Annotated in this window: 30 protein-coding genes; 14 read left to right on the plus strand and 16 right to left on the minus strand. The window is 68.0% G+C overall.

Annotated elements, in window-relative coordinates; translation table 11 throughout:
* On the plus strand, window positions 1–334 hold a 334-nt coding region (locus F3H32_RS05175), incomplete at its 5' end, for a transposase (protein WP_149764913.1).
* A gap of 13 nt (window positions 335–347) precedes the next feature.
* On the opposite strand, the gene F3H32_RS05180 is transcribed toward F3H32_RS05175, so the two are convergent.
* The 3 genes from F3H32_RS05180 to F3H32_RS17840 form a co-directional block, all read right to left on the minus strand.
* On the minus strand, window positions 348–1,172 hold the full coding sequence (locus F3H32_RS05180; RefSeq protein ID WP_149764914.1) for a contractile injection system protein, VgrG/Pvc8 family: 825 nt from the start codon (window positions 1,170–1,172) through the stop codon (window positions 348–350).
* 74 nt (window positions 1,173–1,246) lie between these two features.
* Window positions 1,247–2,935 (minus strand): hypothetical protein, encoded by a 1,689-nt coding sequence (locus tag F3H32_RS05185; protein ID WP_149764915.1) that lies wholly within the window; start codon window positions 2,933–2,935, stop codon window positions 1,247–1,249.
* 18 nt (window positions 2,936–2,953) lie between these two features.
* Window positions 2,954–3,178 (minus strand): hypothetical protein, encoded by a 225-nt coding sequence (locus tag F3H32_RS17840; protein WP_223191348.1) that lies wholly within the window; start codon window positions 3,176–3,178, stop codon window positions 2,954–2,956.
* A 64-nt stretch (window positions 3,179–3,242) separates the two neighbouring features.
* Between F3H32_RS17840 and F3H32_RS05190 the strand changes: the two genes are divergently transcribed.
* Window positions 3,243–3,482: a hypothetical protein gene (locus F3H32_RS05190; protein WP_149764916.1), complete on the plus strand. Its 240-nt coding sequence runs from the start codon at window positions 3,243–3,245 to the stop codon at window positions 3,480–3,482.
* Window positions 3,483–3,500: 18 nt separating this feature from the next.
* Here F3H32_RS05190 and F3H32_RS05195 read toward each other — a convergent pair whose 3' ends face one another.
* From F3H32_RS05195 to F3H32_RS05205, 3 genes are read right to left on the minus strand one after another with little or no spacing between them, the layout of a single operon-like run.
* Window positions 3,501–3,683 (minus strand): hypothetical protein, encoded by a 183-nt coding sequence (locus F3H32_RS05195; RefSeq protein WP_149764917.1) that lies wholly within the window; start codon window positions 3,681–3,683, stop codon window positions 3,501–3,503.
* Window positions 3,680–3,892 (minus strand): hypothetical protein, encoded by a 213-nt coding sequence (locus tag F3H32_RS05200; protein WP_149764918.1) that lies wholly within the window; start codon window positions 3,890–3,892, stop codon window positions 3,680–3,682. Before F3H32_RS05200 ends, F3H32_RS05195 begins: the two co-directional genes overlap by 4 nt.
* Window positions 3,889–4,176, minus strand: a complete 288-nt coding sequence (locus F3H32_RS05205; RefSeq protein ID WP_149764919.1) for a hypothetical protein — start codon at window positions 4,174–4,176, stop codon at window positions 3,889–3,891. Before F3H32_RS05205 ends, F3H32_RS05200 begins: the two co-directional genes overlap by 4 nt.
* 72 nt (window positions 4,177–4,248) lie before the next feature.
* Between F3H32_RS05205 and F3H32_RS05210 the strand changes: the two genes are divergently transcribed.
* The 3 genes from F3H32_RS05210 to F3H32_RS05220 all read left to right on the plus strand — a co-directional run bounded on the left by F3H32_RS05210 (window position 4,249) and on the right by F3H32_RS05220 (window position 6,648).
* A complete protein-coding gene (locus F3H32_RS05210; RefSeq protein WP_149764920.1) occupies window positions 4,249–4,959 on the plus strand; it encodes an XRE family transcriptional regulator in 711 nt (236 codons plus the stop codon).
* A gap of 433 nt (window positions 4,960–5,392) precedes the next feature.
* Complete coding sequence (locus F3H32_RS05215) at window positions 5,393–6,304, plus strand: DnaJ C-terminal domain-containing protein (RefSeq protein ID WP_149764921.1); 912 nt, start codon at window positions 5,393–5,395, stop codon at window positions 6,302–6,304.
* Complete coding sequence (locus F3H32_RS05220; RefSeq protein WP_115754625.1) at window positions 6,301–6,648, plus strand: hypothetical protein; 348 nt, start codon at window positions 6,301–6,303, stop codon at window positions 6,646–6,648. The genes F3H32_RS05215 and F3H32_RS05220 overlap by 4 nt, the downstream gene beginning before the upstream one ends.
* Here the strand turns inward: F3H32_RS05220 and F3H32_RS05225 are convergent.
* From F3H32_RS05225 to ccmI, 3 genes are read right to left on the minus strand one after another with little or no spacing between them, the layout of a single operon-like run.
* Complete coding sequence (locus F3H32_RS05225) at window positions 6,645–6,830, minus strand: DUF1289 domain-containing protein (protein ID WP_149764922.1); 186 nt, start codon at window positions 6,828–6,830, stop codon at window positions 6,645–6,647. The two genes, F3H32_RS05220 and F3H32_RS05225, sit on opposite strands and share 4 nt — an antisense overlap.
* Window positions 6,827–7,303, minus strand: coding sequence for a Holliday junction resolvase RuvX (ruvX, locus tag F3H32_RS05230; RefSeq protein WP_149764923.1), 477 nt, complete (start codon window positions 7,301–7,303; stop codon window positions 6,827–6,829). The genes F3H32_RS05225 and ruvX overlap by 4 nt, the downstream gene beginning before the upstream one ends.
* Complete coding sequence (gene ccmI, locus F3H32_RS05235) at window positions 7,300–8,517, minus strand: c-type cytochrome biogenesis protein CcmI (protein WP_149764924.1); 1,218 nt, start codon at window positions 8,515–8,517, stop codon at window positions 7,300–7,302. Before ccmI ends, ruvX begins: the two co-directional genes overlap by 4 nt.
* A 204-nt stretch (window positions 8,518–8,721) precedes the next feature.
* Between ccmI and F3H32_RS05240 the strand changes: the two genes are divergently transcribed.
* The 7 genes from F3H32_RS05240 (at window position 8,722) to F3H32_RS05270 (ending at window position 15,673) form a co-directional block, all read left to right on the plus strand.
* Window positions 8,722–9,996 (plus strand): sarcosine oxidase subunit beta family protein, encoded by a 1,275-nt coding sequence (locus tag F3H32_RS05240; RefSeq protein WP_149764925.1) that lies wholly within the window; start codon window positions 8,722–8,724, stop codon window positions 9,994–9,996.
* 157 nt (window positions 9,997–10,153) lie between these two features.
* Window positions 10,154–10,402 carry a hypothetical protein gene (locus F3H32_RS05245; protein ID WP_149764926.1) on the plus strand — a complete coding sequence of 83 codons (249 nt, stop codon included), beginning with the start codon at window positions 10,154–10,156 and terminating at the stop codon, window positions 10,400–10,402.
* A gap of 237 nt (window positions 10,403–10,639) precedes the next feature.
* Window positions 10,640–11,011 (plus strand): sarcosine oxidase subunit delta, encoded by a 372-nt coding sequence (locus F3H32_RS05250; RefSeq protein ID WP_149764927.1) that lies wholly within the window; start codon window positions 10,640–10,642, stop codon window positions 11,009–11,011.
* On the plus strand, window positions 11,008–13,938 hold the full coding sequence (locus F3H32_RS05255; protein ID WP_149764928.1) for a sarcosine oxidase subunit alpha family protein: 2,931 nt from the start codon (window positions 11,008–11,010) through the stop codon (window positions 13,936–13,938). The genes F3H32_RS05250 and F3H32_RS05255 overlap by 4 nt, the downstream gene beginning before the upstream one ends.
* A complete protein-coding gene (locus tag F3H32_RS05260) occupies window positions 13,931–14,449 on the plus strand; it encodes a sarcosine oxidase subunit gamma (RefSeq protein WP_149764929.1) in 519 nt (172 codons plus the stop codon). Before F3H32_RS05255 ends, F3H32_RS05260 begins: the two co-directional genes overlap by 8 nt.
* Before the next feature lie 59 nt (window positions 14,450–14,508).
* On the plus strand, window positions 14,509–14,997 hold the full coding sequence (locus F3H32_RS05265) for a hypothetical protein (RefSeq protein ID WP_149764930.1): 489 nt from the start codon (window positions 14,509–14,511) through the stop codon (window positions 14,995–14,997).
* Window positions 14,998–15,073: 76 nt separating this feature from the next.
* Window positions 15,074–15,673, plus strand: a complete 600-nt coding sequence (locus F3H32_RS05270; protein ID WP_149764931.1) for a superoxide dismutase — start codon at window positions 15,074–15,076, stop codon at window positions 15,671–15,673.
* Window positions 15,674–15,743: 70 nt separating this feature from the next.
* Here the strand turns inward: F3H32_RS05270 and F3H32_RS05275 are convergent, their stop codons facing one another.
* Window positions 15,744–16,391, minus strand: a complete 648-nt coding sequence (locus F3H32_RS05275) for a GDSL-type esterase/lipase family protein (RefSeq protein WP_223191349.1) — start codon at window positions 16,389–16,391, stop codon at window positions 15,744–15,746.
* Entirely contained in the window at window positions 16,388–18,811 is a 2,424-nt protein-coding gene (locus F3H32_RS05280) for a heavy metal translocating P-type ATPase (protein WP_149764932.1), read from the minus strand. The genes F3H32_RS05275 and F3H32_RS05280 overlap by 4 nt, the downstream gene beginning before the upstream one ends.
* 427 nt (window positions 18,812–19,238) lie before the next feature.
* On the opposite strand from F3H32_RS05280, the gene F3H32_RS05285 reads away from it, so the two are divergent.
* A complete protein-coding gene (locus F3H32_RS05285) occupies window positions 19,239–19,817 on the plus strand; it encodes a L,D-transpeptidase (RefSeq protein ID WP_149764933.1) in 579 nt (192 codons plus the stop codon).
* The gene (gene mnmH / locus F3H32_RS05290; protein WP_149764934.1) at window positions 19,818–20,915 is read left to right on the plus strand and encodes a tRNA 2-selenouridine(34) synthase MnmH; all 1,098 of its coding nucleotides are present in this window, start codon (window positions 19,818–19,820) and stop codon (window positions 20,913–20,915) included.
* Between the two features lie 19 nt (window positions 20,916–20,934).
* Here the strand turns inward: mnmH and F3H32_RS05295 are convergent, their stop codons facing one another.
* From F3H32_RS05295 to F3H32_RS05315, 5 genes are all read right to left on the minus strand, one after another.
* On the minus strand, window positions 20,935–21,738 hold the full coding sequence (locus F3H32_RS05295) for a purine-nucleoside phosphorylase (protein ID WP_149764935.1): 804 nt from the start codon (window positions 21,736–21,738) through the stop codon (window positions 20,935–20,937).
* Window positions 21,722–22,687, minus strand: a complete 966-nt coding sequence (locus F3H32_RS05300; protein ID WP_149764936.1) for an ABC transporter permease — start codon at window positions 22,685–22,687, stop codon at window positions 21,722–21,724. The genes F3H32_RS05295 and F3H32_RS05300 overlap by 17 nt, the downstream gene beginning before the upstream one ends.
* The gene (locus F3H32_RS05305; RefSeq protein ID WP_149764937.1) at window positions 22,687–23,781 is read right to left on the minus strand and encodes an ABC transporter permease; all 1,095 of its coding nucleotides are present in this window, start codon (window positions 23,779–23,781) and stop codon (window positions 22,687–22,689) included. Before F3H32_RS05305 ends, F3H32_RS05300 begins: the two co-directional genes overlap by 1 nt.
* Window positions 23,782–23,842: 61 nt before the next feature.
* Complete coding sequence (locus F3H32_RS05310) at window positions 23,843–25,402, minus strand: ABC transporter ATP-binding protein (protein WP_149764938.1); 1,560 nt, start codon at window positions 25,400–25,402, stop codon at window positions 23,843–23,845.
* Window positions 25,402–26,388, minus strand: a complete 987-nt coding sequence (locus tag F3H32_RS05315; protein WP_149764939.1) for a BMP family lipoprotein — start codon at window positions 26,386–26,388, stop codon at window positions 25,402–25,404. The genes F3H32_RS05310 and F3H32_RS05315 overlap by 1 nt, the downstream gene beginning before the upstream one ends.
* Window positions 26,389–26,405 lie beyond the last annotated feature (17 nt).

Below are 26,405 nucleotides of genomic sequence, written 5' to 3' on the forward strand. Positions count from 1 at the left end.
CGTCCTGATACCGGGGCACCGCTTTGACACGGTTGGGGTCGCGCCGCTGATCGAGGGGCTCGCCTTCAATGCGATGCTGGCCGACAAGGCCTTCGACAGCAACTGGATCATCGCCGAGATGAACGCACGCGGCGCGCTGATCTGCATCTCGCAGCGTCCACAGCGCCGCGCGCCGTTGATCATCGATCCCGAACTCTACAAGCGCCGCCACCTCATCGAGAACTTCTTCTGCAAACTCAAGGAGTTCAAGCGTATCGCCATGCGGTCCGAAAAGACCGATACATCCTTTGAGGCCATGATCTACGCTGTGGCAGCCCTGATCAACTCACGATGAATCTCAACAGACCCTAGTCCGCCCCCGGACGCTCGGCCGAAATCGAGGTGCTGAACCCGCCGCTGTCCAGCGTATGGGTTGCGGTGCGGATCGACCAGAGACCATTGACCCCAACCCGGAAGCCGGTCGCCAAGATGCGACCCTCGGCCGCAATCAGGGGGTCGCCGGGCAATGACGCCTCGAAGGTGTCATTGCCTCGGGTGATCTCGCCCAGCTTGGCGGTCGCGGCGGCTTGGGCCTCTTCCTGGGTCTTGTGGATGTGGCGCAGCTTCAGGACGGGCGCGCCGTCGCCGGCGGTCACCTCTTGGCGCTTGGCCTCTTTCGTGTCCTGCCAGATCGCTGTCACCGACTTGTAAGCCTCGCGTGTGGTCAGGGTCAGGGTCCAGCTGGTGGTGTCGCCTTCGACCACCGGGCGCGGCGGGATGGGCAGGCCGCTGACCGTGCGGCCCTCGCCTTTGCCCATGAACAGCAAGGCGCCGCCCTTGACGCTGACCAGCGCGTCGTGATCGCGCCCGAGGCGGTCAAGGAAGCTGATGTCGCTTTCATCGGTCTGGTCGATGTGGTCGATCCGCACCGATTGGAACCGCTCGGATACCTTGGGCTCAAGGCGGTGCTCGCCGGCGATCTTGCCGACGATCTCGCCGATGGTGACCTTGTCCCAGCTGCGGGTCTTTTGGTCCTTGATGCTGCCGCCCAGATCGGCGGCTTTGGCCCGGATCGTCAGGGTGGCCGGGGGCGACGAAACCGTCACCTCGTCCGAGGTGAACAGCCCCATCGGCACCAGCCCGGTTTCACGGTATCCCAGAAACACCAGCAGCGGCGCGCCCGGGGTCGGCAACTCAATAAACCCGTCACGATCATCCAGGGCGATTTCGACGGCGTCGGCCTTGGTGCCGGCTTCGTCTGTAATGGTTATTGCGGGCGCTTGTGATAGTGTTCCAGGTGGGTGCTGATCACCCGCATGAACTCGGCCATGTCGCCCGGGAACGGGATGGGATCGCGGCCCTTGGCATGGGTTTTCTTCCGCATCCGGTCGCCGGCCGTCCAGCCTTCGACATTGGCGAAGAACACCTGTTCGAGGTTGCCGAAGCTGCCTTCAATCCCGGGCTTGCCCTTGGCGTTGTAGGCCAGCGACCGCACCACCGCCTGCCGGGCCTCGGCCACACGGGCATCGGCCAATGAGCCTTCGCCGTATTCCTTGACCGTCATGCCGGCCAGCTTCGACAGCGCCGTGAAGCCGTCGATCATCTCGGCCCAGCGGTATTCCGAACCGTTGTCCAGATACAGCAGCTTGGGCAGGCCCCAGTCCCCAACCATGGCCTCGAACGCCATGGCGACATGCTCGCGCCGGATGCCCTCGGCCTTTTCCAGCAGCACCACGGTCATGTGGATTTCGTTGGTCGAGGGATCGAACCAGCTGATCGCCTTCGGATAGGCCCGCGATCCGTCCGGCCGCAGAACCATGATGTCCATGGGGTGCACGTCGCCCACCACGATCTCGCGCGGGGCCAACTGGGCATAGTCGCGGCGGATCGTCGGCGCGATGGTATCTTGATACCGGGCGTTGTCTTTGTTGCGGATCGCCACCACGCGATAGCTGCGCTCGGCCTCGGCCAGCCGCCGGTTGATGTGGCAAATCCCGAACTGGGTCTGCGCATCGGCTCGGCCCGACAGCCGGCCCAGCGGCAGGACATCGAACGGCACGTCGCGCAGGGCGCGGCTGATTTCGATCAGGCGGGTGGTGGACTTCTCGCAGATGACGCGCCAGCCGCTTTCGCCCGACGCCCACAGCGACCGTATATAATGTGTCACCTCGTCGCCGACGCGCTGGTGATCGGCGGCAGCGATGCGGCCGGCGAAGAACCCGTCCCATGCCTGGGTCACGATGGCGCGCGAGGTGCCCTTGTCCTTGCGGACTTCCGGCATCAGGCCCAGCAGCCCGCCTGCATCATAGGCCGCAACCCAGTTATACAGGGTGGATCGGGACAGCACCTTGCGCCGGCCGTCCGGGGTCGCATGCGCCTGGTCGGCCAGCACGTCCAGCGCGGCCTTGCGCGCAGGGCTGCCCTTCGGCTGCGTCACCGCCGGCCGGATCAGGTCCAGCCGCCACCGCGCAACCGCGGTGCGCTCTTCCCATTTCGGATCGTTCTTCAGGTCGGCGCCGGGCATCAGGCGGGTTTCGCCCGTCGCCGGGTCCACGGCCCTGTGCAGTTCGATGCCCTGCGCCAGATACCACGCCTCGCGCAGATCGGCCGGCAGGCTGTCAACATGGACGCGCAGCACCTTGCCGCCGCGCCCGACACTGGCCGCTTCCTCGCGAACAAGCAGATCCACACCGCGCCAACGGCGGGCGGATATGCTCTTCTGCACCGCCCTCTCGGATACGCCCCCCAAGTGCGCGACCTCGGCAACGGTCAGCCACTTTTCGAGGTTCGTTAGGGGTTCGTTAGTGGGTTCGTTAGCCCCCACCATCTGTCGGTCTAACGAACCTTCAGTTTCTTGGGTGCGCAATGGGTGCGCAATAGGGTGCTCAATCAGCCGGATCGAAGGGATTGCGCACCCACCCTCGACCACCTCGAATTTACGCGCGACCTGCCCCATGGCTCGCTGCCTCGTTTCTTAATGTGATTGTTGGCGGCAGGCCGCGCACATGCGGTTGTGCGGCCCCTCGCTGATGAACTGTGACCCGCAAGTCAGGCAGCCGCGGACGCGGGTGCGCGCCTGCCGCTCAAGCCGGTCGGCATGGTCGTCTGCCTTCCACCAGGTGGAAAAGGTCGCGACAGCCTTACCGCCGTCCAGCACGGACCAGTAAGCCCCGCTGCCCCGAACGGCGAACCGGCTCATTTCGCGCCATCCTGCCGGGTGGTATCGTCGGCCGACTCACCATCACCAGAAAAAGGAACCGCCCGTGCCTGACAATGACCCGACTTTCGGCCTTGAGGTGTTTGGTCCGATTGATCTTTCGTGGAACTCCGAACGACAAGAACTCGATCTTGGCGGGAGGATGATGGCCGGACTTGAGGCGAAGCCGTTCCGCCTGCAACTATCGGGCGAGGCAGCGATCCAAGCACTAAGATTGTTTCGGAAGCTCCTAGCTCATGTGGATGAAGAGCGCGTAGCAAGTGCCACACGGCACGGTCTGCAATGAACCTGGCCAGCCCTCGCATCACGCGCCCATCCCGACGACCACAGCCGCCATCAGCAGCCCGCCCAGGATCGCACCGGGCAGCACCCACCAGCCGGCCGACAAGCGCAGTTCCCCGTCCACGTCCTCGACCGCAGCGGCCCCCAAGCACACGCCGGTCAGGAACGCCAGAACCAGTCCGGCAACACCAATCAGCGCGATCATGCCGCCACCTCGCCCAGCAGGTGATCCACGTAGCGGTCCGCGATGATCTCGCTGGCGCGCTCGGTCAGCAGATTGCGCGCTTCGCAAATCGCCTGAAGATCGGTGATCTTGCCGAATTCCTGCGCCATCAGGTCGGCGCGCTCACGCTCGGACAGTTCCGACAGCGCCGACCGCGCCAGTTCCGAGGCGTCCCAGGACGGTTTGCTCATGCCGCCACCTTCGTGGTCTGGGCCAGCTTCTGCGCCTCGGCATCCATGCGGACGCGATAGGCAGCGGTGACCACCTCGCGGCCGGCGTCCTCGATCAGGTGGTCAAGCAGCCCTTGGCTGCGCGGCCCGGCCGACATCCCGAAGGTCACTTGGCGCACGGTGGACCACGCCACGCCCTTGTCTTTGCACCATTCATGCAGGGTGGTGCCCCGCGAACGCATGGCCCCGGCGATCACCTCGTGCAGGATCGCGCCGGGCTGGAACACGTTATTCTGGAATGACATTGCTTTCCCCTGTATTGCTGCCGTGACACGCTGTCTTGGCGTATTGTCTTTATAGGTAAATATTACCCAGTCATGCAACATGATAATGGGTATATTTTACCACTTGGAGGCCAAGTGACTGATATAGGCGGTAATATTTCCACATTCCGGGCCTCACTGGGCCTGTCCCGTGCCACCTTTGGGGACCGCCTTGGCTTCAAAGCGGAGAAAATCAAGAGCATTGAGACCGGCAGACAGCGGGCGGATCACGAGTTTTTGGCCGCGCTTCACGCCGTTTTTGGCGTTGATCTGAACGAAATCATTGCTGGAAGTGATGGCGCGCGCACCGCAACGGCGCCTGATGGGGGAAATTTTACCCCTTCAGGGCAAGAGTTCATCCCTATCCCCCGCTACACGGTCGAAGCAAGCGCCGGCCACGGCGCTATGGTCCAGGAAGAGGAAGGAAGCGGATATTATGCCTTCAACCGCAAGTTCCTTGAGCGGCGCGGCTTGAAGCCCTGCAACCTTGCGGTGATCTCGGTCAAAGGCGACAGCATGGAGCCAGAGCTCTACGATGGTGATCTGATCCTGCTCGACATGGCGCAGACAGAGCCGCGCGACAGCCGCATCTATGCGGTTCGGTTTAACTCCGATCTGTTCGTCAAGCGGGTGATGGAACTGCCGGGCAACCGCATACAGCTGCTTTCGACCAACGCGAACTACCCGCCCATAACGGTTGACGCGGCCGACCTGGACAGCATCCAGATCATCGGCCGCGTCGTGAACTCCACGCACGAATGGTGACTTGCTTCCACGTTCGGAGGGGGAGGGAAGGTGACGGCGGATATTCCAGCCGATCATGTTCCGCGCGGCAGGGCCAGGAGGGATCGGCCCGCCAAGAGAAACCCCAGCAATCTTCGGGCTTCAATCCGGGCCATTCCAAAAAAGCCCGATCCTCTCATTCCAGATTAATTCCTTCCCCCCCAACGGGGGGCAAGGCCCCCCTGCGCCCGCGCCCGCCGAAACCGCCGCTGCCGCGTTGCCCCGGCACCGGCCCAGGATAGCCGGGATGCCCGCCCGGCGCATGCGGCGATCCGCCGCCGCATGTCATGGCGCGGAAACGGCTGGACAAACCGGGGCGGCTGCTGTCCCATGCGGGCAAGCCGGGGACGGCATGCAGCCGGAAAAGGCACGGGCGCGTTCCCGTGGCGACAGGTAAGGAAGGGAAGACGCGGCCATGGCCGACGATCCGTACAAGGCGCTGGGGCTGGGCAGGAATGCCAGCCAGGACGACATCAAGAAATCCTATCGCCGGATCGCCAAGACCGACCATCCCGACCTGAATCCCGATCCGGCCGCGCATGAACGCTTCAAGGCGGCCTCGACGGCCTATGACCTGCTCAAGGACCCCGAGCAGCGGGCGCGTTTCGACCGGGGAGAGATCGACGCCCAGGGCCAGGAACAGGCGCAGCGGCATTATTACCGCGAATATGCCGAATCGGGCGACAATCCCTATCGCCAGCCGCATGGTTTCGACGACTTGTCCGATGTGTTCTCGGATCTGTTCGGCGGGCGCGGCGGGGCCGGGGCGCGGCGCGGCGGGGCGCGCAGCTTCGACATGCGCGGTCCCGACCAGCGCTTCACGCTGGAGATCGACTTCATGACCGCGGCGCGGGGCGGCTCGACCCGGATCACCATGCCCGAGGGCAGCGTGCTGGAGGTCAGGATCCCCGAAGGCGCGCATGACGGGCAGGTGATCCGGCTGCGCGGCAAGGGCGGCGCCGGCATGGGCAATGGCGAGCCGGGCGACGCGCTGCTGACGCTGATCGTGGCCGAGGATCCCGACTGGCGCCGCGACGGCAATGATGTGGAAACCACCCTGCCCATCACCATCGACGAGGCGGTGCTGGGCGGCAAGGTCGAGGCGCAGACCATCGACGGCCCGGTCATGCTGACCATCCCGCGCGGCGCCAGTTCGGGTCGCAAGCTGCGGCTCAAGGGCCGCGGCATCAAGGGCACGGACGGGCGGCGGGGCGATCAGCATGTCGTGCTCAAGATCGCGATGCCGCCCAAGATCGATGACGAGCTTGCGCGTTTCATGGAAGAATGGCGCCAGAACCACGCCTATGATCCGGGGAGGAGAGCATGACCCCGCGCCATTACACCCTGACCCAGACGCTGGAGGTGGTCGGCGAACTGACCTCGGACCAGCTTGACGGCTATATCCGCGCCGGCGTCGTGGTGCCGGTGCAATCCGAACAGGGCCCGCTGTTTCGCGAGATCGACCTGGCGCGGCTGAACCTGGTGGTCGAACTGGCCGAGGGGTATCATCTGGATGCCGAGGCGCTGGCCCTGGTGCTGTCGCTGGTCGACCAGTTGCACGGGTTGCGCGGCGACATGCGGGCGATCCTGGACGCGGTGGCGCGCGAGCCGGTCGAGACACGGGTGCGGCTGAAGGCCGCGATCCGCGAGGTGCGGACGCTGCCGCGCTAGCTGGCCGGGCGCATGGCGGCGGGCAGGGTGCGCGCCGGCAGGTCGGCCATGATCTCCAGCCGCTCGGTCTCGGTCATGCCGGCCCAGCGGGTGATCTCGTCGATGCTGCGCCGGCAGCCGGTGCAAAGCCGGCTTTCGGGGTCGATGCGGCAGATATCGACGCAAGGGGTCGAGACCGTCACCCCGCCGCCCCCAGATGGCGCAGCCGGTCCAGCGCCCCTTGCAGGATATAGCCGGCCGCCACCTGGTCGATGAGCTCGGCCCGGCGCTTGCGCGAGGTGTCGCCCTCCAACAGCGCGCGTTCGGCGGCGACGGTGGACAGCCGCTCGTCCCAAAAGGCGATGGGCAGCGGCGTCAGCCGTTCCAGGTTGCGGGCAAAGGCGCGGGTGGATTGCGCCCGCGGCCCCTCGCTGCCGTCCATGTTGCGCGGCAGGCCCAGCACCAGCCCGACCAGCGCCCGGTCGGCGGCGATTTCCAGCAGCGCCTGGGCGTCCGCGGTGAATTTCGTGCGGCGGATCACCGTCAGCGGCGAAGCGACGCTGCGCAGCCCGTCGCTGACCGCGACCCCGATGGTCTTGGTGCCCAGGTCCAGCCCGGCAATCGCGCCGCTGCGGGGCAGGGCCTGGGCAAGGGCCTCTGCGCTTTCGCAGATCATTCCACGCCGGCCTGGTTTGCCGCCGCCTCGATCTGCTCCAGCCCGGCGGGATCTTCGGCGAAAAGCCGGCGCGCCTCGGCCAGGATGTCGGCGGCATGGTCCTTTTGCCCGATCAGCGGCAGGGACGAGATCAGCCGGCCCCATTCCTCGGCGGTGCCGCCCTGGGTGGCCAGCCGGGCTTCCAGCCCCTTGACCATGCCCTCGATCATCTGCTCGCGCTCTTCGGGCGTCATGTCCTGGGCGGCGGCCATGGCCGCGGCATCGGGACCCGGCAGGCCCTGCGCCGGCTCGGGCGGGACATAGTCGGGGTGGCCCGCCAGCCAGGCCAGGTCCTGGATCGAGCCGCGGATCGGCACGATCCAGGGCGCGGTCTCGGGCCCCTCGGCCAGCAGCCCGGCCCAGATGGGAAAGGCCCGGTCGGGCCGGCCGTTTTGCAGGTGCAGCAGCCCCATCATGAAGCGCGCCTGCGGGTTGCGCGCGTCGCGGGCCAGCGCCTGGGCCACGGCCTTTTCGCCGTCCTGGGTGATGATGCCGCCCGCCGCCTCGATCGTCAGGGCGGCCAGCCGTCCCAGATCGTCGCTGCTGGCCTGTTCGCCGCGCAGGGCGACCAGGCGGCGCTGCGCGTCCTTGGCGGCGGCCATGTTGCCCAGCCGCTCTTCATGGCCGGCCAGCAGTTCCAGCCCGCGCAGATCGTTGGGATTGGCCTTGACCGCCTCTCGCAGCCGCTCGATCAGCGCCAGGTATTCGGCATCGGGCGGCGGGCGAAAGGGCTTGGGGGCCTGTGCTTCGGCATCGGTCTGGCTGGGGCGGCTGTCGTAAAGCTCCTGCGCATCGGCGATACGCTGGGCGATGGGGGCACCGGGCCGGTCGGGCTGGCCCAGGCGCTGATAGACCAGGAAAGCCCCGCCCAGCAGCACCGCCAGCACCGCCACGGCCGCCCAGCCGCCCGAGGAACGGGCGCCGCTGCCGCTGCGTTGCAGCGCGCGGTCGGCGGCCAGCACCTTGCGCCCGATTTCGACCCGCAGCCGTTCGGCATCGGCCGTGTCGACAACGCCGCGTTCCAGATCGCGTTCGACCTCGCGCAGTTGGTCGCGATAGATTCGCAGGTCATAGGCGGCGGCGGGCTCGGCCCCCTCGCCCTGCCGGCGCAGAAGCGGCGCGGCAATGGCCGCGGCCACCACCCCCACCAGCGCGGCGCAGATGATCCAGAACATCGGCTTCCTCTCTTTGGCTGGCCCGGTGATAGCGGTTTTCGCCGGGCCAAGAAAGCCAAAGTGCTGCGACAAATCGCGATCCGGCCGGCGGGACATCTGCGCCCGCCGCTGACGCAATTCGACAATGGCCCCGTCGCAACCCGGCTTGCCCGGAAATCGCGCCCGCGACACTGTGCAGGGGATCGAGTCGCAAGAGGTTCCGCCATGCCCGCCGCCCCCGCAAGTTCCAGCACCGGCCGCTATTCGGTCTTTGCCATCGCGCGCGAGGCGCTGCGGCTTCATAGCGGCTGGAAGCGCGCCTGGGCCAGCCCCGAGCCGCGGCGGAAATACCAGGTCGTCATCGTCGGCGCGGGCGGCCACGGGCTGGCGACCGCCTATTACCTGGGCAGGAATTTCGGCATCACCGATGTCGCGGTGATCGAAAAGGGCTGGCTGGGCGGCGGCAATACCGGCCGCAACACCACCATTATCCGCTCGAACTATCTGCAAGACCCGTCGGCGGCGATCTATGACAAGGCGCTGAAGCTTTACGAGAACCTGTCGCAGGACCTGAACTATAACATCATGTTCAGCCCGCGCGGCCTTCTGATGCTGGCGCAGACCGAACATGAGGTGCGCGGCTACAAGCGCACGGCCCATGCCAACCACTTGCAGGGGGTGGCGACCGAATGGATCAGCCCCCGGCGCATCAAGGACATGCTGCCGATCATCAATATCGACGGGCCGCGCTATCCGGTGCTGGGCGGGCTTTACCAGGAACGCGCCGGCACGGCGCGCCATGATGCGGTGGCCTGGGGCTATGCGCGGGCCTGCTCGGCCATGGGGATGCATATCATCCAGAACTGCGAAGTGACCGGGATCGAGACCCAGGGCGGCAAGGTCGCCGCGGTGAACACCGGCAAGGGCCGGATCGAATGCGACAAGCTGGCGCTGATCGCGGCCGGCCACAGCTCGGTCCTGGCCGATATGGCGGGCTTTCGCCTGCCCATCGAATCGCTAGCGCTTCAGGCGCTGGTCTCCGAGCCGATCAAGCCCTGCTGCAACCTGGTCATCATGGCCAACACCGTCCACGGCTACCTGTCGCAATCCGACAAGGGCGAAATGGTGATCGGCGGCGGCACGGACGGGTTCAACAACTATACCCAGCGCGGTTCCTGGCACCATGTCGAGGAAACCGTCCGCGCCCTGATCGAGACCTTTCCGATGCTGTCGCGGCTCAAGATGCTGCGGCAATGGGGCGGCATCGTGGACATGACCGGCGACCGCTCGCCCATCCTGTCCGCGACGCCGGTGGGCAATATCTTCGTCAATTGCGGCTGGGGCACGGGCGGGTTCAAGGCCATTCCCGGCTCGGGCTGGGCGATGGCGGAACTGGTGGCGCAGGGCCGGCCCGGCCCGCTGGCCGCCGATTTCGGCCTGGACCGTTTCGCGCAGGGCCGCTTCATCGACGAAAGCGTCGCCGCGGGGGTGGCGCATTGATGCGCAGCGCGGGCATGATCCTGCCACAGGGTGTCCGGTTTGGGCCGATTTTCGCCCAACCCGCCGTAGGGCCGCGGAATCCGGCACAAGCTATGGGAAACCCCGGCCGGTTTGGTGGATTGTGGGGTCACGTCCCCATGACCAAGGAGTTTGCTTCATGGCCGAACAGAACAAGAGCAACCTGTGGCTTATCGTCGGTGTCGTCGTCGTCGTGCTGGTCGTCATCTACTGGTTTGTGTCCTCGGGCACCGAACCGGCGGCGACCGAAACCGATACCGCTCCGGCGGTCTCGTCGGACAGCGCGCCGCTGGATGATGGCGCCGTTTCGGTCGATCCGCCTGTCGATGCGGTGCCGGCCGATCCGGCTGCTCCCGCTCCGGCCGAGCCTGTGGCGCCCGCCAACTAAGCCGCGCGTCCCGGCGCTTTTGGGCGCCGCCGTTTCCGGTTGCCGGGGGGCGTTTTGCCCCTTGGTGCCTGCGCATGTCACCGCCCCCGCGGCGGCGGACATGCTGCGGGGCGCCGGCCTTGTGCCGCGCCGCGCCCGTCCGTCTTTCCTTTACCCGCATTTCACCGCTATTGTGCGCCCGGCCGTCCGCCGGGGCGCGTCGCCGTCTTTGCGCGATCTGCCGCCGAGGAGTGTTCCATGCTGACCCTGACCTGTCCCTATTGCGGCATCGCGGCCGAGGAAACCGAACTTCAGCCGGGCGGAGAGGCGCATCTGAAGCGTTTCGGCCCCGGCTCGTCCGATGCGGAATTCGAAGCCTATCTGTTCGCCCGCAGGAACCCCAAGGGCGTGCATTTCGAACGCTGGCGCCATGCCTATGGCTGCGGCAAGTGGTTCATGGCGGCGCGCGACACCGCCACGCTTCAGGTCTATGGCACCTACAAGGCGCAGACCCCGTTTCCCACGCCCGAGATCGTCGCCGCCATCCAGCATCGGCACCCGCAATGGCGGCCCGATTTCGACGCCACCAGCCCGACCCCGACCTCTGCCCCCGAGGGCCTGACCCAATGACCCAGACCGGACCCTTTCGCCTGCCGCGCGGCGGCCGCCTGATCGACCGCGCCTATCAACTGCCCTTCCGCTTCGACGGCCGCCAGATGCGCGGGGTCGCGGGCGACACGCTGGCGTCCGCCCTGCTGGCGAACGGCCAACTGATGATGGGCCGCAGCTTCAAGTATCACCGGCCGCGCGGCCCGATCGCCTCGGGCGCCGAGGAACCGAACGCGCTGCTGGGCCTGGGCCAGGGCGGCCGGTTCGAGCCGAACCAGCGCGCCACCACCACACCGCTGGTCGGCGGCATGGTGACGGCCAGCCAGAACGCCTGGCCCAGCCTGAACGCCGATATCGGCGCGGTGAACAACTGGCTTTACCGCTTTTTCCCGGCGGGATTCTATTACAAGACCTTCATGCATCCGCGCCCGTTCTGGAAGCATGTGTTCGAGCCGATCATCCGCCGCTCGGCCGGGCTGGGCAAGGCCCCGACCGAAGCCGACCCGGACAAATACGAACAGGCCTATGCCCATGTGGACGTGGTGGTGGTCGGCGGCGGCATCGCCGGGCTGACCGCGGCGCGGGATGCGGGTCGCGACGGCAAGTCGGTCTGGCTGGTCGAGCAGACGCCGCATTTCGGCGGCCGCACCCCGACCGATCACGCCGACGGCCAGTCCCGCGTCGATGCGCTGCTGGCGGAACTGCGGGGGATGGAGAACGTCACCCTGCGCCGCGCGACCCAGGCGACCGGGCTTTACGACCACGGCTATCTGCTGGTGCGGGAATCGCTGGCCGATCACGACCCGAATGCCGGCATTCCGCGCCAGCGCCTGTGGCGCATCCGCGCGGGCCATGTCGTCGTCGCCACGGGGGCGCTGGAACGGCCGCTGAGCTTTGCCGGCAATGACGTGCCGGGGGTGATGCTGGCCTCGGCCCTGCGCGATTACATCGACCTTTACGGCGTGGCGCCGGGGCGGCGGATCGTCGTCGTCACCAATAACGACGACGCCTATCGCACCGCGCTGGCGGCGCTGGATGCCGGGCTAAAGGTCGTCGCGGTGATCGACGCCCGCAGCACGGCCGACGGCGCGCTGCCCGCGGCGGTCCGCGCCCGCGGCCTGCGCGTCCTGACCGGCAGCGCCATCGCCGGCATCAAGGGCGGCCATGCGGTCGAGGCGGTCAAGATCTGCGCCCATTCCGGCTCGGGCCAGGTGACGGAAACGGTGGATGCCGATTGCGTCGCCATGTCCGGCGGCTGGTCGCCGGTGGTGCATCTGTGGAGCCATTGCGGCGGCAAGCTGAACTGGTCGGATGCGCAGACGATGTTCGCCCCCGATCCGTCCCGCCCCCCGACCGGGGCCGACGGCAATGCGATGGCAAGCTGCGCGGGTGCCGCGGCGGGCGACCTGTTGGCCGCCGAACTGACCGGCGCGCAGGCGGAATCGGCCCTGATGCCGGTCTGGGTCATGCCGGCCCATGCCACCCGCAAGATGAAATTCAAGATGTGGCTGGATTTCCAGAACGACGTGAAGGTCTCGGATGTCGAACTGGCCGCGCAAGAGGGCTATCACAGCGTCGAACATACCAAGCGCTACACCACGCTGGGCATGGCGACCGACCAGGGCAAGGTCAGCAATATCAACGGCCTGGCCGTGCTGTCCAAGGCGCTGAACCAGCCGATCCCGGCCACCGGCACCACGACCTTCCGCCCGCCCTATACGCCGCTGACCCTGGGCGCCATCGCCGCCGAGGCGCGGGGCGAGACCTTCCTGCCGCTGCGCAAGACGCCCATGCATGGCTGGCACGAGGCGCAGGGCGCCTTTTTCGAGCCGGTCGGCCATTGGCGCCGCCCCTATTGCTACCCCAAGGGCGGCGAAAGCCATGGCGACGCGGTGGCGCGCGAGATCCGGGCGGTGCGGGCCAGCGTCGGCACGCTCGACGCCTCGACCCTGGGCAAGATCATCGTCAAGGGGCCCGATGCGGGCAAATTCCTGGACATGATGTATACCGGCATGATGTCCAGCCTGCCCATCGGCAAGTGCCGCTATGGCCTGATCTGCAACGAGAACGGCTTCCTCATCGACGACGGCGTGGCCGCGCGGCTAAGCGACGACACCTGGCTGGTCCACACCACCACCGGCGGGGCCGAGCGCATGCACGGCCATTTCGAGGACTGGCTGCAATGCGAATGGTGGGACTGGAAGGTCTGGACCGCCAATGTCACCGAGCAATGGGCGCAGGTCGCCGTGGTCGGCCCCAAGGCCCGCATGCTGCTGGAACGGCTGGGCGGCATGGACCTGTCGGCCGAGGCGCTGCCCTTCATGGGCTGGGCCGAGGGGCAGGTGGCCGGCATCCCGGCGCGGGTCTATCGCATCAGCTTTTCGGGCGAGCTTTCCTTCGAGGTGGCGGTGCCGGCGAACCGCGGCCTGGAACTGTGGGAAAAGCTGCACGAGGCCGGGCGCGACCTGGACGTCACCCCCTATGGCACCGAGGCCATGCATGTCATGCGCGCCGAAAAGGGCTTCATCATGATCGGCGACGAAACCGACGGCACGGTGATCCCGCAGGACCTGGGCATGTCCTGGGCGATCAGCAAGAAAAAGTCCGACTATATCGGCAAGCGCGCCCAGGAACGCAGCCACATGACCGATCCCGGCCGCTGGAAGCTGGTGGGGCTGGAAAGCCTGGACGGGCGGGTGCTGCCCGACGGCGTCTATGCGGTGGACGAGGGCGTGAACGCCAACGGCCAGCGCAAGGTGCAGGGGCGCGTGACCTCGACCTACCTGTCGCCGACGCTGGATCGGCCCATCGCCATGGGCCTGGTGCGGCATGGGCCGCAGCGCATGGGCGAGGTGCTGGAATTTCCCGCCGGGGGCCAGGACAGCTACAAGGCGCGGATCGTCGATCCGGTCTTTTACGACAAGGAAGGGAGCCGGGCGAATGGCTGAGGCATTGGCAACCATCTCGCAGGTGCAGGACCGGGGCATGATCCAGATCCGCGCCGACCTGGCGCAGGCGGGCGATGCCATCGCCGAGGCCGCGGGGCTGGCACTGCCCGAACAGGGCCGCATCACCACCGATGGCAACCGCAGCCTTGGCTGGATGTCGCCCGACGAATTGCTGCTGGTCCTGCCGCTGGCCGAGACGGCCGAGGCGCTGGCCGTCTTGCAGGACGCGCTGGCCACCGAACACGCGCTGGTGTTGGATGTCAGCGACATGCGCGCCATGTTCCGCATCCAGGGCGCACGCGCGCTGGACGTGCTGGCAAAGCTGTGCCCCGCCGATCTGGCCGCGATGCCCGATGACGGGCTGCGCCGCACCCGCGCCGCCCAGGCCGCCTGCGGCATCTGGCGCGAGCCGGGCGGCTACGCGCTGATCGGCTTCCGCTCGGTCGCGGATTATCTGCGCGCCATCCTGGCCGGGGCGGCCGCGCCGGGCACCGGGCTGGATCCGCGCTAGGGCTTGTGACCGTGGCGGCGCGGCGTATGGATGGGGGTGAAAGCTACCCGGTTGATTCCATGCGCCCCGCCCTGCCTTTGTCCTTTCTTCTGGCCGGCCTGCTTTTGGCCCCCGCCGCCGCCCTGGCGCAGGATTGGGGGCAAGAGCCGCCCGTGGTGATGATGTGCCAGATGATCGACGAAAGCGGCACCGGCTGGGTGCCCGAATTCATCATGATGACCCGCCAGACCTCCGGCCCGCGCCAGGGCCGGATCGAGGTTTTCGACCCGATCCTGCAACGTATCGTCGGCCAGCCGATCCAGGCGGTGATCACCGCCGACGACGCCGCCAGCCGCAGCTATGGCTGGGCGCTGGCCGGGGTGCGAAACGCCTCGGGGCAGCGGACCGAGCGGCTGGACTATCGGCTGGTGGTGCAAAAGGCCGACGGTCGCGCACGGGTGACGGCCACGGCGCTTGGCTATGCCAATGTCATGGCCGGCACCGGCGTTTGCGGTTCGCCCGCCAGCGGCGGCCCCAAGCAGGAACCTGCGCCCCTTGCCTGGCGTTGAGGCGCCGGCAGGGGCTTCCCCCCGTTCGGCATCCATGCCAGAACTGTAATCCGAAACCGTTGGAAAGGAACCGAAAATGGCCTTCACGCTTCCCGATCTTCCCTATGCTCACGACGCGCTGGCTGCTGGCGGCATGTCCAAGGAGACGCTGGAATACCACCACGACAAGCACCACAAGGCCTATGTCGACAAGCTGAACGAGCTGATCGCCGGCACCGAATGGGAGGGCAAGAGCCTAGAGGACATCGTCCGCGGCACCTATCAGGCCGGCGCGGTGGCCCAGAACGGCATCTTCAACAACGCCAGCCAGCACTGGAACCACGCCCAGTTCTGGGAAATGATGGGTCCGAACCCCGGCGCCATTCCGGGCGAGCTGGAAAAGGGCCTGACCGAAGCCTTTGGTTCCGTGGACGAGTTCAAGAAGAAATTCAACGAGGCCGGCGTGGGCCAGTTCGGCTCGGGCTGGGCATGGCTGGTCAAGGACAAGGACGGCAGCCTCAAGATCACCAAGACCGAGAACGGCGTGAACCCGCTTTGCTTCGGCCAGACCGCGCTCTTGGGCTGCGACGTGTGGGAACACAGCTATTACATCGACTTCCGCAATGCGCGGCCGAAATACCTGGAAAACTTCCTCAACAACCTGGTGAACTGGGAAAACGTCGCCTCGCGGCTTTGACCGCCTGGCGCTTTCCTGCATCAAGGCCCGCCGGACCGGCGGGCCTTTTTCATGCGCTCGCGCCCCCGGATCAGCGCCGGGCTTCGGCCCTGGCGATCAGGGCCTCGACCTTGGGACCCAGCGATTGCACGATCAGCCCCACCCCCTGGGCCGAGGCGTGCAGCCCGTCGGGTTGCAGCATGGTCCTGTATCCCTGGTCCGGCAGGTCGAAAAGCGGCTGATACAGGTTCTCCATCAGCAGCGCATCGTGGCGCGCGGCAAGGCGCGGCCAGATCGCCGCCCAGTCGCCGCGCAGCCGGTCGTCGTGATCGGGCGAGGCGATGCCGACCAGCAGCAGCGGCCTGCCGTCCCGGCCGGCCTGGCGCAGGATCGAATCCAGGCTGTCCTCGACCATGGCCGGGGCAAGACCCAGCAGCAGGTCGTTGCCGCCCAGTTCCACGATCACCGCATCGGGCCGGTGGCGGGCCAGCGAATGGCCGATCCGCACCCGCCCGCCGGTGGCGGTATCGCCAGACAGCCCGCCATTCAGCACCAGCACGTCATGGCCGCGCGCGTCCAGCCAGTTTTGCAACTGCGGCACCAGCCCGTCCTGGGCCGGCAGGCCGTAACCTTCGGTCAGGCTGTCGCCAAAGGCCAGGATCCGCAGCGGCCCGGCCGCCGCCGGAACGGCGGCCAGGACGACCAGCAGGACAAGGGCCCTCAGCAGCATCGCCATCATCCGGCGCGCCTTAGCCGCAGCGCGTTGCTGACCACGAAGACCGAGGACAGCGCCATCGCCCCGGCCCCCAGCATCGGCGACAGTTGCGGCCCGCCAAAGGGCACCAGCGCCCCCATGGCCACCGGGATCAGCGCGACATTGTAGCCAAAGGCCCAGAACAGGTTCTGCCGGATATTGCGCATGACGCTGCGCGACAGCGCAATGGCCCGCGCCACGCCCATCGGATCGCCGCCGACCAGCACCACCTGGGCCGATTCGATGGCGACATCGGTGCCGGTGCCGATGGCGATGCCGGTTTCGGCCGCTGCCAGCGCCGGGGCATCGTTGATGCCGTCGCCGACAAAGACCGTGCCGCGTCCCATGTCGCGGATGGCGGCCAGCTTGCCTTCGGGCAGCACACCCGCGGTCACGCGGTCGATGCCCAGCTTGCGGCCCACCGCCTCGGCCGTGGCCTGCACATCGCCCGAGATCATCGCCGTTTGCAGGCCAAGCCGGTGCAGTTCCGCGATGGCCTGGGCCGCCTCGGGGCGGATGGGATCGGCCAGCGCCATCGCCGCGGCGTGCCGGCCGTCGATCGCCAGATGCACCGGCGTCGCCCCTTGCGCGGCCCAGCCTTCGGCCGCGGCGATCAAGGCGGGCGCGGGGGTAATGCCGGCTTCGGCCAGCGCCGCGGCATTGCCGATCAGCAGCGCGCGCCCCTCGACCCGCGCGGTCAGCCCGCGCCCGGTCCTTGCCTCGACCGCTTCGGCCGGGGGCAGGTCCAGCCCCTTGTCGCGCGCCGCGCCAAGGACGGCTGCGGCCAGCGGATGCTCGGAACGGGCCTCGGCCGCGGCGGCCAGGCGCAGGGCGTCCAGCGGTTCGATATCCTCGGCCTCGATGGCGGTCAGGGCCGGGGCGCCCTGCGTCAGGGTGCCGGTCTTGTCAAAGCCCACGATCCGCGCCTCGGCCAGGGTTTGCAGGGCATCGCCGCGCCGGAACAGCACGCCCAGTTCCGCGCCGCGCCCGGTGCCGACCATGATCGAGACCGGGACGGCCAGCCCCATGGCGCAGGGGCAGGCGATGATCAGGACCGCAATCGCCGCGACCAGCGCCTGTCCCAATGCGCCGGCAAAGATCATCCACAGCACGAAGGTCAGGACCGAAAGCGCCATCACCGCCGGCACGAAGACCGCGGTGATCCGGTCGACCAGCGCCTGAACCGGCAGCTTGGTGGCCTGCGCCTCTTCGACCAGGCGGATGATGCGGGCCAAGACCGTGTCGCCGCCCGTCGCGGTCACGCGATAGGCCAGCGCCGCATTGCCGTTCACCGTGCCGCCCGTCACCGCATCGCCGGGGGATTTGACGACGGGCACCGGCTCTCCGGTCAGCATGGATTCGTCGATGGCGCCGCTGCCCTGGGTCAGAACGCCGTCCACCGCCACCCGCTCGCCGGGTTTCAGATGCACGATGTCGCCGGTGCGCAATTCGGCCACGGGGATTTCCACGATGCGGCCGTCGCGTTCGACATGGGCGCTGTCGGGGGCCAGTTCGATCAGGCGGCGGATGGCGTCGCCGGCCCGGCCCTTGGCGCGCGCCTCAAGCCAGCGGCCCAGCAGGATCAGCGTGACGATGACGGCGGCGGCCTCGAAATAGACATGCACCGCATCCGGGGGCAGCACCCCCGGCGCAAAGGTCGCGACGGTGGAATAGGCCCAGGCGGCCGAGGCACCCAGCGCCACCAGGCTGTTCATTTCCGGCGCGCGGCGCAGCAAGGCGGGAACGCCGATGCGGAAGAACATCCGCCCCGGACCGGCCAGGACGGCGGTGGTCAGCAGGAATTCCAGCACCCACAGCGTGCGCTGGCCCAGGGCCGCGTGCAGCCAATGATGGAATGCCGGGACGGCATGGCCGCCCATCTCGGCGATGAAAAGCGGCAGGGTCAGGACCAGCGCGATCAGGAAATTGCGGCGCAGCGCCTGGGCATCGCCGCCGTGATCGGGCAGATGCGGCGCGGCCTGGGCCCGGACCGCGGCCGGATAGCCCTTGGCGGTGACGGCATCGGCCAGCGCCTGGGGCGCGAGGCTGGGCGAATGGCGGATGGTGGCGCTGGCCGTGGCCAGGTTGACCTGTGCCGTTTCGACCCCCGGCAGGGCGGCCAGCGTCCTTTCGACCCGGCCCGAGCACGAGGCGCAGGTCATGCCCTCGATCGTCAGGCGGGTTTCCTTTGGCTCGGCCGGATAGCCTGCGCCTGCAAGCGCCGCGACGGCGCGGGGCAGGGCCTCGGGCGCGCTCAGGCGGAAATGCGCGCGGCCGGTGGCCAGGTTGATCTGTGGTTCATGCACGCCCGGCACTGCGGCCAGCGCCTTTTCGACGCGGCCCACGCAAGAGGCGCAGCTCATGCCCGAGACGGTCAGCTCGGCATCGTTTGGGTGATGTTTCATCGGATTGTCCTGTCAGAATGGCGAAAAAGGCGCGATTCAGGCAGGACAGGGCGGCGCCTGCGGATGCTGGGGCAGATGATGCAGGACCTGGTGGGGCTGGGGCACGTCGCCCCGCGCCGGCCGCCAGGCCAGCGGATGGCCGCTTGCCGCCAATGCCGGGCGGGCCAGGCGCAACCGCAGCGCGATATGGCAGCGGCAACCACGCCCGCCCCGGCCCCGGCACAGATGCGGGGCGCGCGTGGGCGCGCGGCGCGGCGGGCGAACAAGAGGGGCGCAGCTTGCGCAGGTCATGGCAGGCGATCCTTTCCCGATGCAAGCTAAGCACGTTCGCCGCGCCTTTCAACCGCGTCACGGGGCTTTGAGTTGATCCCGGCGGCGCAAGCGGTTAGGCGCAGGATCAAGGAACGCAAGGATTCAGGACGGACAGATGAACCGCAGACAGATGCTGATGGCCGCCTTGCCGCTGGTGGCCGCGCCCTCGCTGGTTTTGGCCCAAGCGCAGCCGGCGGCCCTGGCCACCCAGGCCGAACCCCGGCGCGACCCCTATGCCCCGACCGAGGTGGCCATCCGCGACGATTTCGAAGTCGGCAGCATCGTCGTGGTCTCGAAGGATTTCTTCCTTTACCACGTCACGGCGCCGGGCCGGGCCGTTCGCTATGGCGTGGCCGTCGGCACCGCCGAACTGGTCTGGAAAGGCCGCGCCACCGTGGGGCGCAAAACCGAATGGCCTAGCTGGACGCCCACGCCCGCGATGATCGAGCGCAATCCCGGTCAATATGGCAAATGGGCCGATGGCATGCCCGGTGGCCCGTCGAACCCGCTGGGCGCGCGGGCGCTTTACCTTTACGATGCCAAAGGCAACGATACCGCGATCCGCATCCACGGCACGACCGAGCCGAACTCGATCGGCCGGGCCGTGTCGAACGGCTGCATCCGCATGCGCAACGAAGCGGTGATGGCGCTGTTCGAGCAGGTGCCGATCGGAACGCCCGTCTACGTCTACTAAGTGGATACCCGCCTGACATCGCTGTCGGATCCGGCGCTGGCCGGGTTCGACACCATCATCGACACGCGCACCCCGCTGGAATATGCCGAAGATCACCTGCCGGGCGCGATCAACCTGCCCGTGCTGTCGAACGAAGAACGCGCGCAGGTCGGGACGATCTACAAGCAGGTGTCGCCCTTTGATGCGCGCAAGCTGGGCGGGGCCATGGTCGCCGCCAATGCCGCGCGCCATATCGCCGGGCCGCTGGCGGGGTTCGGCGGCGGCTGGCGGCCGCTGGTCTATCGCTGGCGCGGCGGCCAGCGCTCGGGCGCATTCACCAGCATCCTGTCGCAGATCGGCTGGCGCGCCGGGCGGCTTGAAGGCGGCTACAAGGCGTGGCGGGCGCTGGTGGTGGCGCGCGTCGCCGCGCCCCTGGCCCCGCCCGTGCTGGTGCTGGACGGCAATACCGGCAGCGCCAAGACCCAGATCCTGGCCCGCCTTGCCGCGCGCGGCCATCAGGTCATCGACCTGGAGGGGCTGGCGAACCATCGCGGCAGCCTGTTCGGCGCCATGCAGGGCGGCCAGCCCAGCCAGAAGCGCTTCGAAAGCCGCCTGGCCCTGGCGCTGGAGGCGCTGGACCCCGCCCGCCCGCTGCTGGTCGAGGCGGAAAGCTCGCGCATCGGCGCGTTGAACCTGCCGCGCGGCATCTGGCAGGCCATCGCCAAGGCGCCGCGCATCCGCCTGGCCGTGCCGTTGGGCGCGCGCGCCGCCTATACCGCCCGCACCTATGCCGAAACCTGCGCCGATCCGGCAGCGGTGGCGCGCATCGTGGCGCTGCTGCGGCCGCTGCACCCGGCCGACCGGATCGAGGACTGGCTGCGCAGGATCGACGCCGCCGACTGGGCCGGGCTGGCCGGGGGGCTGATCCGCGACCATTACGATCCGCGCTATGAAAAGCACCGGGCGCGCCATGACGACGGGCGCTGGCCGGTGGTGGCGCTGGACGGGCTGGACGATCTGGATGGCGCCGCATCGGCGGTCGAGGCGGCGCTGGCCGGGCTTGATCTGGAAAGGCCCGCAATGGCGGCGCGCTTGGCGGCCTCCGGCGGGGATATTTGAACACGAAAGAAGCCGGGGGTCAGGCGGCCGCGCCCAGAAAGCGGCGCAGGATGCGTTCCAGCTTGGCCGCGCCCAGGGGTGCCATGGCCTTGGTATGGTCATGGCTGATCGCTTCGTCCGAGAGGCCCGCGCCCATATTGGTCACGACCGAGATGGCGGCGCAGCGCAGGCCCAGGAAACGGGCCAGGATCACCTCGGGGACGGTGGACATGCCGACCGCATCGGCGCCCAGGATGCGGGCGGCGCGGATTTCGGCCGGGGTTTCGAACGAGGGCCCCGAGAACCAGCAATAGACCCCCTCGGGCAGGGCGATCCCCTCGGCCTGGGCGGCGGCTTGCAGCCCGGCGCGGAGGCTGGGGTCGTGGGCGTGGGTCATCGGCACGAAGCGCGCCTCGCTGGGTTCGCCGATCAGCGGGTTGGTGCCGGCAAAGGCGATGTGGTCCGACAGCAGCATCAGCGAGCCCGGCGGCATCTCGGCGCGCAGGCTGCCGGCGGCGTTGGTCAGGATCAGTTTCCGGGTGCCGAGCGCCTTGAGCACCTCTAGCGGCAGCCGCATGGCATCGGCGCGGCCGGATTCGTAGTAATGCGCCCGTCCGCCGAAGATGGCGACGCGCCGACCCTCCAGCGTGCCGACGACCAGTTGCGGCACATGGCCCGACACCCCGGCATGCGGAAAGCCCGGCAGGTCGGAATAGGGAATCGCCACGCCCTTTACCGCCGCCGCCAGGTGTCCCAGGCCCGAGCCAAGGACCAGCCCGTATTCCGGCGGCGTGTCCCCCGCCCGGCTGCGGATCAGATCGGCGAGGTCAGCGTTCTTTGACATAGGGTTCTCCGCCCGCGCGCGGCGGGATGGCGCGGCCGACAAAGCCGGCCAGGATGACGACGGTCAGGATATAGGGCAAGGCGTTCATGAGCATCGAGGGCACGGTGACGACCCCCAGGTCAAGGTTCGGAAAGCGGTTCGCCACCGCCTCCATCAGCCCGAAGAGGAAGGTGGCCCCCAGCGCCCCCCAGGGCCGCCATTTGGCGAAGATCAGCGCCGCCAGCGCGATGAAGCCGCGCCCGGCGGTCATCTCCTTGACGAAGCCGGCCGAGATGCCGGTCGCCAGATAGGCGCCGGCGATGCCGCACAGGACCCCGCAGATCATCACCGCGGCAAAGCGCAGCCGGATGACCGAGACGCCGGCGGTATCGACCGAGGCGGGGCTTTCGCCCACCGCGCGCAGCCGCAGGCCGAAGCGGGTGCGGTAAAGCATCCACCAGGTCAGCGGCACCATGGCGAAGGCCACATAGACCAGGATGGTGTGGCCCGAGACCAGTTCGGCATAGACCGGGCCGATCACCGGCAGCGGGCGCAGGCTTTCGGCGAAGGGCAGGGTGATCTCGCCGAAGCGCGCCGCGCCGGAAAGCGAGGGCGTGCGCCCGCCCAGCCCGAAGATCTTCTGTCCCAGCAGCACCGTCAGCCCCGAGGCGAGGAAGTTGATCGCCACGCCCGAGATCAGCTGGTTGCCGCGGAAGCTGATCGAGGCGAGGCCGTGCAGCCCGGCCAGGGCCGCGGCGCCCGCGATGCCGGCCAGCAGCCCCAGCCAAGCGCTGCCGGTGGCATAGGCGACCGAGGCCGAGGCAAAGGCCGCCATCAGCATCTTGCCCTCCAGCCCGATGTCGAAGACCCCGGCGCGTTCGGAATAAAGCCCGGCCAGGCAGGCCAGCAGCAGGGGTGTCATCAGCCGCACCGCCGAATCAAGGATCTGGATCAGCGTCGCGAAATCCATCACGCCCCCTTGCGGCGCAGCGCCATGAACAGCCGTTCCAGCGGCATGCGCACCATGTTGTCGAGCGCCCCGGTGAACAGGATCACCAGCGCCTGGATGACCACGATCAGCTCGCGCGGGATCGAGGTCCACAGCGCCAGCTCGCCCCCGCCCTGATAGAGAAAGCCAAAGAGCAGCGCCGCCAGCAGCACGCCCAGCGGATGGTTGCGCCCCATCAGCGCCACGGCGATGCCGATGAAGCCGGCGCCCTCGACGGCGTTCAGGACCAGCCGCTCGGCCTCTCCCATGACGTTGTTGACCGCCATCAACCCGGCCAGCGCGCCCGAGACCAGCATGGCCAGCACGGTGATGCGCAAGGCCGAGATGCCGGCATAGCGCACCGCCGTTGCGGATTTGCCAAAGGCGCGGATCTCATAGCCCCGCCGCGTGTGCCAGATCAGCAGCCAGACCAGCAGGCAGGCGGCGACGGCCACGAAGAAACTGATATTGGCCGGGGTGTTGCGACCCCATTCGACGCCCAGTGCCAGCGCCATCTCGGACAGTTTCGGCAGATGCGTGGCCGCAGGAAAGCTGGCCGAGGCCGGATCCATGCTGCCCACCGGCCGCAACAGGTTGACCAGGACGTAATTCAGCAGCGCCGCGGCGATGAAGTTGAACATGATGGTGGTGATGACGACGTGGCTGCCGCGCCGGGCCTGCAACCAGGCGGGCACCAGCGCCCATAGCGCGCCCATCAGCGCCGCCCCGACAGCCGCCGCCGGCAATGCCAGGGCCCAATGCGGCCAGGGCAGGGCCAGCACCACCAGCGCGACGCCAAGGCCCCCCATGGCGGCCTGCCCCTCGCCGCCGATATTGAACAGGCCGGCGTGATAGGCCACCGCCACCGCCAGGCCGGTAAAGATGAAATTCGTCGCATAATACAGGGTGAAGCCCCAGCCATAGCTGGAGCCCAGGGCACCCTGGACCACGACTTTCAGCGCCTCGGCCGGGCTTTCGCCGATGGCCAGGATCAGCAGCGCCGAAAGCGCAAAGGCCAGCACCAGCGAGATCAGCGGCGTCAGGATCACATCCGCCCATTTCGGCATTCGCTCCATCAGCCCGCCTTTCCCGGCTTTCTCCGTTTTCCAAATACTCCCGCCGGAGGCATGCGGCGCCTCATCCCGCAATGCCGCCGGCATCGGCGCGCGCCGGTTCCACCCCGGCCATCAGGCTGCCCAGTTCGGCGGCCGTCGCCTCGGCGGGCAGCCGCTCGCCCATGATGCGGCCGTCGAACATCACCAGGATGCGGTCCGCCAGCGCCATGATCTCGTCCAGTTCGACCGAAACCAGCAGCACCGCGCGGCCGGCGTCGCGCAGGGCGACGATGCGCTTGTGGATGAACTCGATGGCGCCGATATCGACCCCGCGCGTCGGCTGGCCGACCAGCAGCAGGTCGGGATCGCGCTCGACCTCGCGCGCCACCACGATCTTTTGCTGGTTGCCGCCGGAAAAGCTTTTCGCCGCCAGGTCCGGGTCGGGCGGGCGGATGTCGAAACGCGCGATCTTGCCCATCGCATCGGCGCGCAGCGCGGCATTATCCATCAACGGGCCGCGCTGGAACTGGGGCGCGTCCTGATAACCGAAGGCCATGTTCTCCCAGGCGGTGAAATCCATGATCAGCCCCTCGGCCTGGCGATCCTCGGGGACATGGCCGATGCCGGCGCGGCGGCGGGCGCGGCCCTGCGATCCGGCCAGGGGCAGCGGCCGGCCGCCAAGCCGGATTTCGCCCGAAAGCGTCGCGCCGGCCGGGGGATAGCCGCCCAGGATTTCCAGCAGTTGCGTCTGGCCGTTGCCGGCCACCCCGGCAATGCCCAGGATTTCGCCGGCGCGGATCGCCAGGTCGATGCCGCGCAGCCGCTCGACGCCCTCGGCATCGACCATGCGCAATCCCTGCACTTCCAGCACCGGCGCGCCGGGGCGGGCGAGGGGCTTTTCCACCCGCAACAGCACCTTGCGCCCCACCATCAACTCGGCCAGTTCGGCCGGGCCGGTCCCGGCGGTCCTGACCGAGGCCACCATCTCGCCCCGCCGCATGACCGAGACATTTTCGGTGATCTGCATGATCTCGCGCAGCTTGTGGGTGATCAGGATGATGGTCTTGCCCTCGTCCCTCAGGCTGCGCAGGATGCGGAACAGGTGATCGGCCTCGGCGGGGGTCAGCACGCCCGTCGGCTCGTCCAGGATCAGGATGTCGGCGCGGCGATACAGCGCCTTGAGGATCTCGACCCGCTGCTGGTGACCGACCGACAGATCCTCGACCAGCGCGTCGGGATCGACTTGCAAGCCGTATTCCGCCGCCAGCCGCTTCAACTCGCCGCGCGCCCGCGCCAGAGAGCGGCGCAGGAACCGGCCGTCTTCGGCGCCCAGCACCACGTTTTCCAGCACGGTGAAATTCGGCACCAGCTTGAAATGCTGGAACACCATGCCGATGCCGGCGCGGATCGCGGCCTGGCTGTCGGCGATGGCGACGGGCTTGCCGTCGATCAGGATCTGGCCCGCATCGGGGCGGTAAAAGCCGTAAAGGATCGACATCAGCGTCGATTTCCCGGCGCCGTTCTCGCCGATGATGCCGTGGATGGTGCCGCGCGGCACCACCAGGTCGATGGCCCGGTTCGCCTGCACCGGGCCGAAGGCCTTGGAAATCCCCCGCAACTCGATTGCGGGCGCGGCCGTCATTACCGCACCGGGCAGCTGTTGTCGGCCATATAGTCGTGAACCGTGATCTCGCCGGCCTGGATGGCCTTGGCGGCAGCGTCGATGGCGCCGGCGATCTCGCCCGAGATCAGCGGCTTGTTGTTGTCGTCCATGGCCAGCGACACCCCGCCCGAGGCCAGGTCCATGACCTTCACGCCCGGCTCGACCTCGGCCCCAGCCTTGAAGGCGTCATAGACGGAATTGTCCACGCCCTTGACCATCGAGGTCAGCACCTTGCCCGGATGCAGGTGGTTCTGGTTGCTGTCCACGCCGATCGACAGCACGCCGGCATCCGCCGCCGCCTGCAACACGCCGATGCCGGTGCCGCCCGCTGCGGCATAGACCACATCCGCGCCTTGGCTGACCTGCGCCTTGAGCAGTTCGCCCCCCTTGACCGGGTCGTTCCAGGCCGCGGGCGTGGTGCCGGTATAGTTGATGATAAGCTGGCCGTCCGGCCGGGTGGCCTTGAAGCCCTGGGCATAGCCGCATTCGAACTTGTGGATCAGCGGAATGTCCATGCCGCCGATAAAGCCCACGGTGCCGGATTTCGATGCCAGCGCCGCCGCGACGCCGGCCAGGTAAGAGCCCTGTTCCTCGGTGAAGACCACCGATTGCACGTTCGGCTGTTCGACCACCATGTCGATGATGACGAATTTCGTATCGGGATAATCCGGCGCGATCTTGCCCAGCACCTCGCCAAAGGCAAAGCCGGTCATGACGATGGGATTGGCCCCGGCCTGCGCCAGCCGGCGCAGGGCCTGTTCGCGCTGCGCCTCGGACTGCATTTCCAGTTCCTTGTAGGTGCCGCCGGTCTCGGCCTTCCAGCGTTCGGCGCCGTTATAGGCGGCCTCGTTGAAGGATTTGTCGAACTTGCCGCCCAGATCGAAGATCAGCGCCGGATCGGCCAGGGCCATGGCGGGCAGCAGGGCCAGGCAGGCGCCGGCGCGCAGGGTTTTCATCAGGAACATGTCGGACCTCAGGACGG

The organism is Paracoccus thiocyanatus (genome assembly GCF_900156255.1).
In the GTDB taxonomy this organism is placed as follows: domain Bacteria; phylum Pseudomonadota; class Alphaproteobacteria; order Rhodobacterales; family Rhodobacteraceae; genus Paracoccus; species Paracoccus thiocyanatus.